At 60.8% G+C, this 13,522-nt stretch carries 11 protein-coding genes; 6 read left to right on the top strand and 5 right to left on the bottom strand.

Annotation, left to right across the window (positions count from 1 at the left end; all coding sequences use genetic code 11):
* The first annotated feature begins 6 nt into the window (after positions 1-6).
* Complete coding sequence (locus OS914_RS13055) at positions 7-309, top strand: hypothetical protein (protein WP_267546492.1); 303 nt, start codon at positions 7-9, stop codon at positions 307-309.
* Complete coding sequence (locus OS914_RS13050; protein WP_267546491.1) at positions 302-583, top strand: ParB family protein; 282 nt, start codon at positions 302-304, stop codon at positions 581-583. Before OS914_RS13055 ends, OS914_RS13050 begins: the two co-directional genes overlap by 8 nt.
* Positions 584-595: 12 nt before the next feature.
* Here the strand turns inward: OS914_RS13050 and OS914_RS13045 are convergent, their stop codons facing one another.
* Positions 596-1,258, bottom strand: a complete 663-nt coding sequence (locus OS914_RS13045; protein ID WP_267546490.1) for a helicase associated domain-containing protein — start codon at positions 1,256-1,258, stop codon at positions 596-598.
* Between the two features lie 180 nt (positions 1,259-1,438).
* Here OS914_RS13045 and OS914_RS13040 point away from each other — a divergent pair, with 180 nt between their 5' ends.
* The 3 genes from OS914_RS13040 to OS914_RS13025 all read left to right on the top strand — a co-directional run bounded on the left by OS914_RS13040 (position 1,439) and on the right by OS914_RS13025 (position 5,155).
* Positions 1,439-2,059 (top strand): DNA-binding protein, encoded by a 621-nt coding sequence (locus OS914_RS13040; RefSeq protein ID WP_267546489.1) that lies wholly within the window; start codon positions 1,439-1,441, stop codon positions 2,057-2,059.
* Positions 2,060-2,425: 366 nt separating this feature from the next.
* Entirely contained in the window at positions 2,426-3,388 is a 963-nt protein-coding gene (locus tag OS914_RS13035; RefSeq protein WP_267546488.1) for a GTP pyrophosphokinase, read from the top strand.
* Between the two features lie 966 nt (positions 3,389-4,354).
* Positions 4,355-5,155 (top strand): GIY-YIG nuclease family protein, encoded by an 801-nt coding sequence (locus tag OS914_RS13025; protein WP_267546487.1) that lies wholly within the window; start codon positions 4,355-4,357, stop codon positions 5,153-5,155.
* A 284-nt stretch (positions 5,156-5,439) separates the two neighbouring features.
* Here the strand turns inward: OS914_RS13025 and OS914_RS13020 are convergent, their stop codons facing one another.
* The 4 genes from OS914_RS13020 to OS914_RS13005 form a co-directional block, all read right to left on the bottom strand.
* On the bottom strand, positions 5,440-6,471 hold the full coding sequence (locus tag OS914_RS13020; protein WP_267546486.1) for an Eco57I restriction-modification methylase domain-containing protein: 1,032 nt from the start codon (positions 6,469-6,471) through the stop codon (positions 5,440-5,442).
* Positions 6,472-6,473: 2 nt separating this feature from the next.
* Positions 6,474-9,761: a DEAD/DEAH box helicase gene (locus OS914_RS13015; RefSeq protein WP_267546485.1), complete on the bottom strand. Its 3,288-nt coding sequence runs from the start codon at positions 9,759-9,761 to the stop codon at positions 6,474-6,476.
* On the bottom strand, positions 9,754-10,428 hold the full coding sequence (locus OS914_RS13010; RefSeq protein ID WP_267546484.1) for a DNA methyltransferase family protein: 675 nt from the start codon (positions 10,426-10,428) through the stop codon (positions 9,754-9,756). The genes OS914_RS13015 and OS914_RS13010 overlap by 8 nt, the downstream gene beginning before the upstream one ends.
* Before the next feature lie 406 nt (positions 10,429-10,834).
* On the bottom strand, positions 10,835-12,061 hold the full coding sequence (locus tag OS914_RS13005) for an IS701 family transposase (RefSeq protein WP_267546520.1): 1,227 nt from the start codon (positions 12,059-12,061) through the stop codon (positions 10,835-10,837).
* 234 nt (positions 12,062-12,295) lie between these two features.
* Here OS914_RS13005 and OS914_RS13000 point away from each other — a divergent pair, with 234 nt between their 5' ends.
* Positions 12,296-12,559, top strand: coding sequence for a hypothetical protein (locus tag OS914_RS13000; protein WP_267546483.1), 264 nt, complete (start codon positions 12,296-12,298; stop codon positions 12,557-12,559).
* Positions 12,560-13,522: the final 963 nt, after the last annotated feature.

The following is a 13,522-nucleotide window of genomic DNA, read 5'->3' as shown; positions in this document are numbered from 1 at the left end:
GGGGCCATGATGGACGAAGAAGACCTGGCCGTCTTCATCACCGCCGATCCTTTGGCCTGGCGGATCTGGCTGAAAGGGTACGAGACCGGACTGGCCCAGGGCCACGACGACGAGAGGGACGGGATGGATAACCTCGCTGACCTGACCGCGCGCCGCCAGCTCACCCTCCAGGACTGCGAACGGCACATCAGGGCGGAGCTGGCGAACACGCTCACCATGGCAGAGGTCCGCAGGGCCAGGGCAAGTACCCGCCCCGGCAGCTACCGTGGCGGCCCCGTCGCCTGGGACAGTGAGGGGACCGGTGAGTAGAAAGAAACCATCCTCCTTCGCCCCTTACTTCACCGGTGAGGACGCTGACCAGGTACGGGCCGCGTTCCTGGCCGCCGGCCATGTCGAAGGCTACGCGTCCATCTCCGAACTCATCGAAGCCGCCACGCTCAAAGAAGTGCGCCGGCTCCAACGCAAACACCACAATGGCAAGCCCTGGGAAGGAGCCGGCCCCGGAGCCCTCCGACCGGGACAACGCACCAGGACCGAACAAGACACAGAAAGAAAGAAAAACCGGGGCAACCAGCAAACATGAGGCTGGTGGGTGTTAAGAATCCCGCCGGCCCTGGCGCGTCAGCCCCGCCCAACCATGAGCCCGTGAATCAAGAGCGGCTAGCTGATCCGGGGCGAGGGTTCCCTGGCTGAGCTTTTGTCGCTGCACATGTCGCCACACACCCAGAACCCGCTCATGGTCATCGGCTGCCGCCGGGTACCGCGGCCAGGATCCTGTCTGGTTTGTGAAGGTCACCAACTGGTCGAGGCGTTCCAACCAACGCTGCGCATCCCTGACAGCCCGGGATGGTTGCTTCCATCCCGGGATCTGCTGATCAAGCCACGCCTCGTGCCCGGACGGTAGCTCAAGGCGCCGCCACGCGGCCAGCCGGACCGCCAGCCATCCGGCCATGGCCCTCGTCTCCGCGTCTCCCGAATGCTGGTGTGGCCAGCAACCCGTCCGGGCCCGATATTCATGGATCTCCTGGGTCCGTGCTGCCCAGCTCGCCGGAACGGTCTTGGTCTCCGGCCCCGGGGTCGGTTTCCGGTTTGCGGTGTGGTCCGAGTGCAGTGTTGGATCACGATCCGTCGCGACCTGGATCCGCCGAAATACCGTCGACCGGGGCACACCCGTGAGCTCAACAATCGTGGGAGCCGGGATACCCGTGCGGAACATCCGCACCGTCTCACCTTCGCCTCCGCTTTCGCTTTCGTCCATGCAGTGGAGACTACCAACCCGGCCTCGCCATTCGCGTTCGAAGAGACATCAAAACTGCCAGCGGACCCGGAGTAGGCAAGGAGCAGACCTGAACCAAGACTGGTAGAAGCGTTCTCATCTATGGTAACGTCGGAAACAGGAAACGTTATTACCATTGTTATCAAAGGGAAGGCTAGTTTTATGACTGGGCAGCAGATACCTGAGCAGCGGGCGGCGGAGGCCGCCGAGGCGTTGGCCGCCGGCGGGACTGCCGTCACAGCCCGAGCCGTCCGTGAGCGGTCCGGAGTGCGCATGACCGTAGCGGCAGAGGCCGCGCGGTCTTGGAATGAGCGCGAAGCCCAAGCTGAAGCAGTGCCCGCGCCTCCCGCCGCCGTTGAAGCGCGGTTCGTTGCGCTATGGCGCGAGGCAGTGGCCGTCGCCCGGGGCGAGTTCGTGGAGGCTCGGACCGGATGGCACGCCACGGTGGAGCAGGCACAAGCCGAGCACGACGCCGCAGTGGAGGACGTTGAGAGGGCTGAGACCGAGCGTGACGCCTTGGCCGGGCGGTTAGAGGACGCAGGCCGCCTGCATGCAAGCGCGTATGAGGCCCTGACGACCGCGAGAGATGAGGCGCGGGCGGAGACCCTCACAGCACGGGAACAGGCGGCCGCTGCCGAGATCAGAAACGGGGCGGCGCTGGCTGAGCAGCGATCCCGCGCCGACAAGGCAGAGGCCCGCGCCGAGGCCGTAGCGGGCGAACGTGACCGCCTCCTGGCTGAACGCGACGAGCTGCGCGACATGAATCGCAAGCAGAAGGACTGACGGCACGACGACAGAAATCGGGCCGGGAAAGTATCTCTGGCAAAGGCATCCGGAGGTAGCGCTGTGGAGTGGTTGGACAACCTGGTGGGAGAAGAGGCGCACCGCGGCCGTCCGCAGTAGCGACCTCGTGAGTATCGAGTTCTGGCACGTCCAGGTTCGTCTGACCTCAACCTCGGCGTTGAGGACCTTCACCCTGCGCAGGAACCCGCTCTCAACCCAATGGCTGTTTGACAGTATCAGCGACTAACGGCGGAACGACGTTGAACCCCCAGCCAATCAGCGATCAGACCTGGGCAGGGATACCGCCATACTTCGCTCGCTCATTCGATGATCTTGACACTACAGTGGCTCGCCTAAGCTGAGGCCATGGAGAAACAGCCCGTCCGGAAGAAAGCGCCTTACAGCGATCTGAGCTTTTATGACGACAATATCGGGCTGTATAACAGACTGAAAGACGAGGTCATCTTCACCCTCGAAGATGCGTTGGACTTCCCAGTGCACAGCGTAGTGGGCAGGGTAAAAGAGCGAAAAAGCGTCTTCGGCAAGATCACACGGAAGTCCTACGCATCGCCCGGCCAGGAAATTGAAGACATAGTCGGGGTAAGGGTGATCTGTCTTTATCGCGCCGACTTAGCGAAGGTCGATGGTCTGATCAGGCCGCTTTTTGATGTTCTCACATACGAAGACAAGACCGCGTCCGAAGATGATGACCGCTTCGGATACACGTCCGTGCACTATGTGTGCACGCTCAGCAAGACTGACTCGGGTTCGCGGTACAACCGTCTGTGCGGCCTTAAATTCGAGCTGCAAGTTCGGACAATTTTGATGGATGCTTGGGCGAATGTTTCACACCACCTTGCCTATAAGGGCGAGCACGGGTTCCCAGCGGATAAAAAGAAGGGCTTCAACGCCCTGGCGGCCACGTTGTATCTAGCCGACGAACAATTTCAGAAACTGGCCACTGCAGCAGCAGGCTCTCAGCCCCCACGTTCCGGCTACCCCCTTGACCTGGATACAACCACGGAACTACTCGAAGAGCTGCTTCCGGGCCGAGTCGACTATATAGAGCCACCCAAAGGCGTGCCCCCTGTCAACGTTCAACTTGGGACGTCCATACTCGTAGCCGAACTCATTGAGGTGGGGTATCGTACCGTCGGACAACTGCGAGCTGACTTGGAGACGTACCTTCCTGCTGCACTCCATTGGGAAAAGGACAATCCTGGACCTGGAGAGGGAGGAAAATATTTCCGCGTAGGCATTGCCAGGCGCGCACTATCCTTCGGCAACGATAAATTTCGGTCCCTCATATACGAGAAAACATACGACTAAGCCATCTGGGAGTACGCGGGGAGACGCACCGTGACGGTCAGGCACAACCAATATCCGCACAATCGTGAGGTCAGGGGCTAATCCCCTCGACCGCCACACGTTGCCAGCCGTTGCCTACAAGATGACCCCTGCGAAACTCCGTCTCGCTCTAGCCTCCATGGGCAACCCCGACACCAAGGTCAGCGACCTCAGCACCGAACTCGGCATCACCCGCCAGACCCTATATATGTCAGTTTCAGAAGTCGTCTGCGCCAAGGGTTTGAGGACCAATGCTCGGAAAAGTCACGCTAGACCAATCTCCAGCCGTAACGAGGGTTGCCTCGGCTCGCTGAGCCTGCAGGGCTAAACACAAATACTTTGACTGCGGCCGAGGATCCCCCGTACAGGCGATTCGAGGCGCAGACCCCGTCCCAGGCGGTGTCGGAGCGGTTCTTCTTCCTGGACGACTCCGATCCGAACCTCGTCGCTAAACGGCGCAGTGATCGCAATCGACTCCGGTTCAGTCGTCAACCAGTGACCGTCCGATGCCTCGGACCACACCGTCCAATGAGTCGCCAACTTGTTTCAGGCCCTGCGCTACGACGATCACCTCAACAAATCAAACATTGGGCGACACGCCACCCCAGCGCCGTGGCGGCGCGTAACAGTCATGCTGACCAGAACCTCCGCTGCACGGCCCCACCGGCCTAGCGTGACTTTCCCGCACGTTTGTCCTCAAGCCCCGGGATCTTGCCGGGACCCGCCCGATTGACCACCTGAAGACCGATCCCGCACCCCTGTTCCGCGCGCTGGAATCCTTCCGCTGGCGTTAGCGCCGGTTACTCACCGAATATCGTCAAGTTTGGTGTGCCTCATGGCCCAGCGTCCTAACCTCCACTGTGGAAGGATCAATGCATGCTTCGGAACACGGCACTGCCCCAAACCATTCAGATATACCTGCCGCAGGGTGACCCCGCCGGCATCCGAATGGCCGAAATCACCACACGTACCGTTTGCGTCTTCGAAGTTCCCCGCCCGCTGCTTCGGGAATTCAGGGACATGCCCGAATCCAAGCAGGTCGGTGTCTACTTCCTTTTTGGTTCCTCGTCATCGGGCCTTCCTTCCTGCTATATCGGACAGAGCGGCGCCATAGGAGACAGGCTAAAACAACACTCCGATAAAAAGAACTTCTGGGACCATGCACTGGTCGCAGTGTCCCTGACAAACGCCTGGACCAACACTCACACCGGATACATGGAATGGCAGGTCATCAAGCGGGCAACCGTGGCCGCCCGTTATGAATTGCACAACGGCAACGATGCCTCGAACCCCCACACCCCGGCCCCCCTGGAATCTGACTGCCGAGAGTACTTGGAAACCATCTCAATCCTCTTGACGACTCTGGGTTATCCAATCCTGGAGCCTCTGATGGCGGTACCGCTGCCGGGCGCCAGCGATGGTGCCGGTACCCTGGGCTTCAGAGAGGGCGGAACCGAAGCCAGAGCAAGGCCGACGACCGAAGGCCTCTTGGTTCTAGCAGGATCCGTTGGCAACGCAACCGCCCGGCCATCGCTTTCAGCATCTCTCCTACGCCGCCGCGATGACCTTATAGCGCAAGGCGTTGTCGAAGTTCGCGGCAATAACTACGTCTTCCTTAAGGACCAGCTATTCAACAGCCCCAGCACCGCCGGTGCAGTAATTTTGGGCGGCAGCATCAACGGCAGAATTACATGGAAAACAGCTACAGGTCGAACCTTCCAACAACTTGAAGACCAAGCGCTGAGCTGACACTGGACAGCACCAACTCAACAAGCGGCAGCGGCCGGGTGAAACGCATACGCCGGAGTGCAGCGGAAACCCTAAACGTCCGTTACCGTGACAATCACGCAGGACTGAGAACTGCGACGATGGTTGGAATCCACCCGTCATGCCGGGGCCAAAAAGGGTCGACATAGTCAAACACCAGCTTTCCCACTCACGGTCTCCGGGGGTTCCTGCTGTCGAAGACCAGCACTCCACCTACTCGCAGATGAGCGCGGATTTCCACCTCTGGCATGCATCTCCAGCGGTCATTACATCGACTTGACCTGGGCCTCGATAAAGGCGATCTCGTCGGCGTCGAGCCCGTACTTGGCAAACAACTGCTTATCAATCTCTGGGATCGGCTTGCTCCAGTCGATGTCCGATTCCGACGTGAAGTCCTGCAGCGGGACGTACTTCCAGACCTTGGCCGGGTTGTGCTGGGTGATCTTCAGAATGCCGAGAAGTGCGCGGGCGAACTTCGACTTGACATACTTGAGGCAAGCGTCGGCAGTGGCCTGGTCGTTGAAGCATCCGATCGTGATGAAGGTCTGAGTGACTGCCACATCCGGCCCGACGACAACAGGGGTTGACAGCACCTCGCCCAAATCTCCGGAACCATTTGCGGCCGGGACCACGACCTTGTGCGCTCCGAAGCTCTTCGGGCCGGTGAGGTACTCGCTGCGAGTCCAGCGGTAAGCACGAGCACGCCCGGCAAGCCCGTACACGCGGACATACTCCTGGTTTCCTCCAGGGTCTTCGGAGTGATAGAGGAAGGAGAGTTGCTGGAATGTCCTGGTGTTGATCTTGAACTGTTCACCGCTGGACATGATGGATGACGCGTGGGGATGGTCATTGTGCATCTCGGCTGTATACCGATATGAGCGCGAACTCGTGATCTCGGGGGCGATTGACTCCACGTGCGACTCGATCACCTTGTGGAGGATCGTATTGAGTTCCGGGTACTTCGTGAACGTGCCAATCGGCTCACCGTTGTAGTCGTCGTCGCGGTAGGTAACGGCGATACCGCCCTTGATGTCCGTGCCAGGGAAGAGCTCGTCGCTGTTGGGCACGTAGTGCGGGACGGTCAGATGCGGGTCTGCGAGCATTTTCTCGTTCCACGCTTTCGGGGTGTACCCAGCGTTGAACAGGAAACGCGCCGGGGTGATGAGCACGACCTTCTCTCCGACCTCGTAAGCCGCGTCCATGAACTGGTGGTACACGGGCATGCTGTGAGTCGCAGTGCCGCCGGCCTCTTCCTGGTACGGCGGGTTGCCGATCACTACGTCGAATTTCTTACTCATGGTCAGTGCCTTTCCGTCAGCATGTCATCGGCCATCTCTTGCCGCTCATCCGCGGTCATCCGAGCGAGGTTGCCGACCCTGAAGTGGCCGGAGTACTCGACCCACTTCTTCCGTTCATCAACGCCGCCGGAGACGGCCTCGATGGTGATGCGGTGAAGGATCTCGTTGTGGCTCATTTCGAAAATCTGTGAGGTCAGGATGTGCTGGAGGCGCTCATCCTGGACGGGGAATAGTTCGGCCAGGCCTGTGTCGAGACGACGCACTACCTCCATCAGGAACAGGCCGGCTGTCGAGAAGAGATCCGCGAACGTCTTGTCCGGGTCGGTGAAGATGCCCGGGCTCTCCGCCTCGAGGGTGTCAACCATCATCTTCACGATCGGCTGCGGGGTAAACACGAGAGATGTCTTCTGCTGCGGGATGTAGGCGAAGATATTCTCGGTCTGCGCGTCGTCGAAGTAGTCGGCCAGCGCTTCCTTCTTGCCCAAGAACTCCTGGACAGCCTGATCGAAGACGGCCTCGTCGAACATGCCCGGGATCTTCGTGACTGTGCCGTTCTCCTCGGTGATCTCCTGACCGCCTCGAAGGAGGCGGAACTCGGCTTCGCTGATGCCTGTGATCTCCTCGAACACGTCGTCGGGCGTGTAGTCGTCGAAGTTCGAGAGGCGGATGCCGCGGTCCCCATACGCCATGAGGAACATGGGGATCGTTCGCGCGAAGCCGCGCAGGTGGGAGCGGGCGTCGTCCATCGTCTGGTTTGCACGCTTTTGCTCCTTCTTGGTTTCCTCGCGAGTCACCACCTCGGGCACGATCGAGTCCATCGTCCCTTCGACGAGGGCCAGGATATTCGTCGTGAATGCCTTGTCCTGCTCGGCCTTCTTGGCCTTGGTGACCTGGGCCTCGGCCTCGGTGGCCGCATTCTTCAGCTCGTCTTCCAGATGCTTACTGGCGATGCTGTGCTCGGTGTAGGCGCGCTCCACCTGGCCCTTCACGACCTGCTCGGTGCGCTTCTCGTCGCGCTCGACCTGTTTGACCGTGAGCTCGTAGGCTTCCTTCAACTCCTCGCGCTTCTGGCGACTCTGCTCGGTCACGGCCTTCGCGATCTGCGTCGCCGCCTCGTGCGCAGGGGCACCGGGCTCTGGCGTAGGAATATCTTCGATACGCCATACGGGCTTGCCGAGCTCGGCCACTTTGGGATTGATGACAGTCTCCAAGTCGACTTGGACGTTGCCATCAAGATCCGTGACGGGCGGCGGCTGCGGAATGTCGAAGCTCTGCCTATTAGTGATCTTGCCCTGCTTGGCGGTGGGTAGTTTGTCGAGGATCTCCTTGACGTGCTCGGAGTATCGGAAGATGCCGGCGACGTTCGCGAACAGCAGGTTGGACAGGAATCCGCGGCGCACAACCTCGCGGGCCTTGAACACTTGCGGGAACGTCAGGACCTGGGAGGCATCGAGCTCGATCATCCGGCCCTCGGCGTCCTCGCCCAGAACCGGGAAGAAGTTCAGTAGCGTGCGGATGTTCTCCTGCCGCACCTTCGCGTCCCCCGAGGGGTTCGGGTGCAGGTTGTTGGCGAAGGCGTCGAAGATCGTCAGCGTGCGCTCGGGTGCGAAGTCGAAGATGTACGCGTTCTTCTTCTGGTACACGTGCCCGGCACGCTCAAAGGTGCAGGGGTTCTGCGCGCGAAACGCCGCTTGCATATATTGAGCCGGAGATGACAGGTTGGACAACATGATGACCGCTGTCCATTCGGGCACTGTCACGCCAGTAGTCAGCTGCCCAACCGACAGGGTAATGGTCTTGCCGTTCGCCTTCTCGGCCGCCGAGATGGACGCGCGCACCTTGTCGAGAGACTTGCCAACGGTAATCGGATCGGTGTCGTCGGAACGGCCGTCCCCCGCCGCCAGGATGACCTTGTAGTCCTTGAATACGTCGTGCCCCTTGAGGAGTTTCTCCAAAGCCCTCGCGGAGGCAACCCGGTTTAGCAGCCAAAAAGAATGCCGGATCTCATCGCGCAGCTCGGGAGTAGAGAATGGGTACTTCGCATTGGTCGCCATGCAGTCGAGGAACTTGATTACCTCGGCCTCGTGCTCAAAGAACCCGTTGTCCTTGGTCGCGAAGAACTCGTTGAGGTCGAACGTGTAGTCGATGTTCGCATCGTCCTCATCGATCGCGACGCCCTCGGCCAGACGGTCCGTGATCATCCGCGAGATCTGATAGGTCAGCAGGTTGAGCGTCGGCAGTGCCGCGTACGGGTTCTCCTTGCCTTCATCGGACCACTGCAGGCGGGCCGTCTGCTCGTCCTCGTACGTCCAATTGAAGATCTGGTCCCGGTCGAACTTGCCGGAAGCCAACGCCCTGAAAGGCGTACCCGACAGGTGCAGCGTCCGCCTGCGATTGATCTGGTCGAACGCGACGTCGGTCTTGGTGGTGTCGATACCTTCGTGAGCCTCGTCGATCACCAGTAGGTCCCAGTCGAAGTGAGCGATGTGCGTGAGCTTGTCGTACGAGCCGCCGAAGTACTGAGACCCCTTGAGGTCCTGCAGCGAGAGGAACTCTACGATGCGCGGATCCTCGTCCTGATGGTTGAGCGAGAAGGCTCGCCACTGCTCGCGAGTCATGGGCGAACGACTGGCCAGTGAGGCCGACTCCGAGACGAACCGATATGTGGTCTGGTGGCCGATGAAGTGCGTGAAGTCGTCGAACCAGGAGTTCGCGATTGCCGGGCGGTTAGTAACGATCAAGACCCGCCGGACGCCAAGAGTCCGCATCAGGTCATACGTCGTCAGCGTCTTGCCGAACCGGGGCTTGGCGTTCCAGAGCACCTCGCTCTGCCCCGACTGGAAAGCAGCCACGGCTTGGTCGACGGCCGCCTGTTGCTCGGGACGCAGGACATAGTCTTCTTCCACGCCGATGCTCGGTACGTCGCGGAAGTCCTGACCGGCAAAGTCGTTGAAGTACTCTATTGACCCCTTCGGCGCGATCATAAAGTGATGCCACTCCGTGCGCTTGGGCTGAGTCTCACGCTCGACGCCTTGCTGGTGAAGGTAGGAGTGGAAGTCCTTGTCCGTGAAGCGCCCACCGGCTTCAGACGTGAACAAGGCTCGGCGCACCCACACCTTCTTCTTCTCGACGGACAGCTGGGATGCCTGCTGTGCAATACGGGCGTCGGCGCTCTCCTGCTCCGTGTACCCGATCTTCTCCCAGCCAACGTACTTGGGGATGTCCGGCGTCGTCCACGCGTAGATCAGTGGAGTGATTTCGCGGAACGTGCTGATCTTCGGACTAGGCACCGGCCCTCACTTCCTCGGGGACCTTGTCGATCCGGCACACCTGATAGCTGTCGTAGATGGTGAAGTCGAAGACGCCGTCGTCGCGCAACGAGGCGAGCGTGAACGGCTCACGCTGCACCATGCTGGGGGTTCCTCCAATCCGGATCCACCACGAGAACTGGATATCCTGACCCTTTGGGGTCTGGCCGGTCAGGGTGTTGCCGCGGACGATGTTTGTGTCGATGAGAAACACCGCCGCCCGGCGCAGGTCGGTGTCCGGGCCGCAGGGAGTGCCGTGGGCCTGGTGGAAGCCCAGGAACTCGGCGATCATGATCGCCTTCGCGTCCTGGTGGTTGTCCTCCAGCAGCTCGATGCCGTAGATCGAGGCCAGAGCGAACAGCGACTCCTCCGGCCACTCTTCGACCGGGTAACGCTTCTCGATCGCGTGGAGCTTACGGCGCAGGATCGCGACCAGGAAGTTGCCGTCGCCCGCTGCAGGCTCAAGGAAGGTCTTGTCGACGAAGTCGTGGCCGGTTTCCAACTCCTCGCGGACCAAGTCGAGCATTCGGTCGACCATGTGACGCGGAGTGAAGACCTCACCGTAGGTCTTGACACGATGGCGCGACTTCACGACCTGCTCCTCAACAATCGTCACCGTCACCGTCGCCGTCACTGTCACTGGTGCCATACTCCTTGCATCTTAGGCCGCGCTGATCTGTTAGGCCCGCGCGGGCCTAACTGACTTTACCCGCAGCTCGTTGCTGATCTGGCCGCGCCTCTCCCGGACAGGCCAACGAATGGCAATGTCTCAATTCCTTGCAACTGGGATGCCCCCTGCACCGCGACTGTGGGAAGCGGTGACCTGGTCAGCATCGAATACTGGCAAGTTAGTTCAGGTCCGCCTCGAGCTCCTCGAGCTCCGCGCTGCGGACCTTCACACTGCGCCGGAACCCGCTCTCTCCACCCAATGGCTCCTTGAAAAGCATCGCGGCTAGTAGTACTTAGTTAGGTTGGTGCTCGTGGGTGGCAGTAGGGGCAGTATCCGGTCCGGACGGCGACGAGGTGTTGGAGCTCGCGGAGGATGCCGTAGAGGCTCAGGCTGCCCCAGGCGCTTTTGGGCGTGTCAGGCGCAGTGTGGTGATGAATAAATGGGCGGCGGTGACGAGGGTGGCGTGGTGGTGCCAGCCGAGCCAGGTGCGGCCTTCAAAGTGGTCGAGCCCGAGACCGGTTTTCAGTTCGCGGTAGTCGTGCTCGATGCGCCACCGGATTTTCGCGATCCGGACGAGTTCCTTCAGCGGTGTCGTCTCCGGCAAGGTGGAGAGCCAGTAATCGGTGGGTGTGGGTGCGCCTTTGGCCCATTCCGCGAGCAGCCACTTGGCGGGGAGGGAACCGTCCTGGGCGCGGGGAATTTCACGGTTTGCGGCCCGGACCCGCAGTGCAATAAAACGGGACCTCATCGAAGCGGTTTTGTTGCTCGTGGTGGACTTGGTCCCGTGCCGCCAGGTGACCTGATGCAATCCCTTACGGCCGGCTGCCACGACCATGTCCTTCAGTGATGTGGGGGCGTCCAGGTAGCGGCGCTGGTGTGAGCGGGGGCCTTTGCCGGCGTACTCAGCCACGCCGATCGCTGCGTCCTGCAGATGTGCTGTGGTCGAGTGCTTGACGGCGACCATGTAGGGGATCGCCCGCTCGGTCAGCCCGGACCGGAACGCGGTGATCTCCCCATAGACGGCGTCTGCGACCATGATCGGGGGCCGATAGCCCCAGGCGCCCGGTTCGTCGATCATTTCCAAGGCCATCGCCCACTTCGTCCGGTGGCGCTGGAGCTGGGGGATCTGCGCCTTGGCCCGACGGGCGGCGATCATTTCGGCTTGGGCATTCGTGTCCGCGGACGTGTCATCCCAGGCTTGCGGCACATAGAGCCGCCAGTCCAGCGGGCAGGACGCCTGGTCAGTGGCCGCATGGATACTGACCGCGATCTGGCAGTTGCCGATCTTGCCCAACGTGCCCGAATACTGCCGCGCAACGCACGGCGAGGAGCCGCCTTCCTTCTTGAACCCGGTATCGTCAACAACCCACGCATCGGGGCCGATCACCTCAACGGCCTTGCGCACCAGGACCCGGCGCACCGGCTCGAGCTTCCACGGCGAGGACGAGACGAACTGCTGCAGCTGCTGGTAATCGACCCCGAGCAGGACGCCCATCGGCTGCATCGACTTCCGCCGCCCGTCCAGCATCAGACCGTGCAGATACAGGTTCCCCTTGTTCCGCTGATCCGCCCGCGGAAGCGACGCGAACACATCCTGAACGAACGCTTCCAGTTCCGCTTTGGTCTCAGCAAGCTCATCCGGTTTCGTGCCTCAAAAATTAACAGAATCGGTCAGGGATTAAAAGCCGCCACGCCGACCTAACTAAGTACTACTAGGGGCGCGTCGACGTTGAAGGCACGGCCCATCAGCGATCAGAGCTGGGCAGGAATCCGCCGAGAGTTCACACTGCCAACCCTCGGGTAATTGCGGCGCCGGCTCTCCGAGCTGATGGAAGACCCCGAACCCGTGACTCAGCAGCTCGTCCGCGTCTTCATCGACAACGGCACCTTCTGCCCCGGGTTCCAGTTCCTCCCCGGCGGACAACTCCAGCCAACCGTCACCGCGCTCTTTCGGAGGGCCATGGAGCTGGGTGTGCAACCTAACTACTTCGCCCTCTGGATGATCGCCCCGTTTAGGGACCTGGCCGGGAACCGCCCCGTTGACCATCTGACGACCGACCCCGCTCCACTGCTGCGTGCACTGGAAAACCACCGCTGGCGCTATAACTGAGAATGTTCCGGCTCATCCGTTAAAGGCGGGAGGGTCGGCGCCGGGGCCCGTTCTCCTCGTTTCCCGTCGACTATTTCCAGTGAACGATGCTATGACCGGGCCCGCTGGGTCCAGGCCCTATATCCGGGGTCACAATGGCGGAACCTCTTGGGGGCCCAACCACGCCGGCGACATCTAACCGAGAGTGGTCCCATCGGGGTGGTTTGTGAATTCGTGCGGCGATGATCGACCTCTCGGACCCGCGCACCACCCGTCGCTATGACCACGCCCGGCACACACTGGCAAAGTCCGCAAGCTACGACGTAGCCCGAGTACTGGCCTGAATGACGAACCACGGGCGGAGGGGACGCAGTACTAGAACATTGGTCTTTCACTCTGCAAGAATCTAACGGTGTCTGTCTATCTCAAAGATCTCAGCGGTCTTCCCCGGCCGGACTCTTGGTTTGACGCCGATGGACGCGAGGCATTTTTCCGGCACTCGGCCATTTTGGCACTGGGGTGGCCTGATGAAGTCATTAGGCAATGGCTCTGGGAACACGGAACCTACGAGCCATTCCTAAGGGATTACGGCACCATTGATCTGAGCTGCGTTGCTTGGTCATGTGAGTCCGTTCCCGTAGAGGAACTAGACACCATGCAGACCGGTCCAAGTGAGCCTGACGTGATCGAAGGATACGCCGTACTCCATGAATATTCTCTGAAGGTTCGAGAGCATCAGCCAGGCATAGTGGATGCCTGGGCCGGCGAGGGGACTTGGCTTGTCCCGCCCATCCTTATCTCGCGCGTACTCTTGCAGCCAAGTAGTGAAGGGTTGCAAGTAGTCGAAGGCCGCACGAGGGTCGGTGTACTCCAAGGTAGGCGAAGAAGTGGGCTATTCGTTGCTGACCATCACAAGGCTTGGGTGGGTCGATCCCGCGACGAAGCTGATCCCCTTCATCAGGCTGGGACGGGTATCACCAGCTG

The organism is Arthrobacter endolithicus, assembly GCF_026627425.1.
Taxonomy (GTDB): Bacteria; Actinomycetota; Actinomycetes; order Actinomycetales; family Micrococcaceae; genus Arthrobacter_M.
The sequence above is the reverse complement of the archived record's forward strand: the minus strand, read 5'-3'. Positions and strand labels throughout refer to the sequence as shown.

What these genes read in the sequence shown, in the direction of transcription:
- OS914_RS13055 (WP_267546492.1), top strand. Translation starts at nt 7, where the DNA reads ATGATGGACGAAGAAGACCTGGCCGTCTTCATCACCGCCGATCCTTTG.
- OS914_RS13025 (WP_267546487.1), top strand. Translation starts at nt 4,355, where the DNA reads ATGGCCGAAATCACCACACGTACCGTTTGCGTCTTCGAAGTTCCCCGC.
- OS914_RS13020 (WP_267546486.1), bottom strand. Translation starts at nt 6,471, where the DNA reads ATGAGTAAGAAATTCGACGTAGTGATCGGCAACCCGCCGTACCAGGAA.
- OS914_RS13035 (WP_267546488.1), top strand. Translation starts at nt 2,426, where the DNA reads ATGGAGAAACAGCCCGTCCGGAAGAAAGCGCCTTACAGCGATCTGAGC.
- OS914_RS13040 (WP_267546489.1), top strand. Translation starts at nt 1,439, where the DNA reads ATGACTGGGCAGCAGATACCTGAGCAGCGGGCGGCGGAGGCCGCCGAG.
- OS914_RS13010 (WP_267546484.1), bottom strand. Translation starts at nt 10,428, where the DNA reads ATGGCACCAGTGACAGTGACGGCGACGGTGACGGTGACGATTGTTGAG.
- OS914_RS13045 (WP_267546490.1), bottom strand. Translation starts at nt 1,258, where the DNA reads ATGGACGAAAGCGAAAGCGGAGGCGAAGGTGAGACGGTGCGGATGTTC.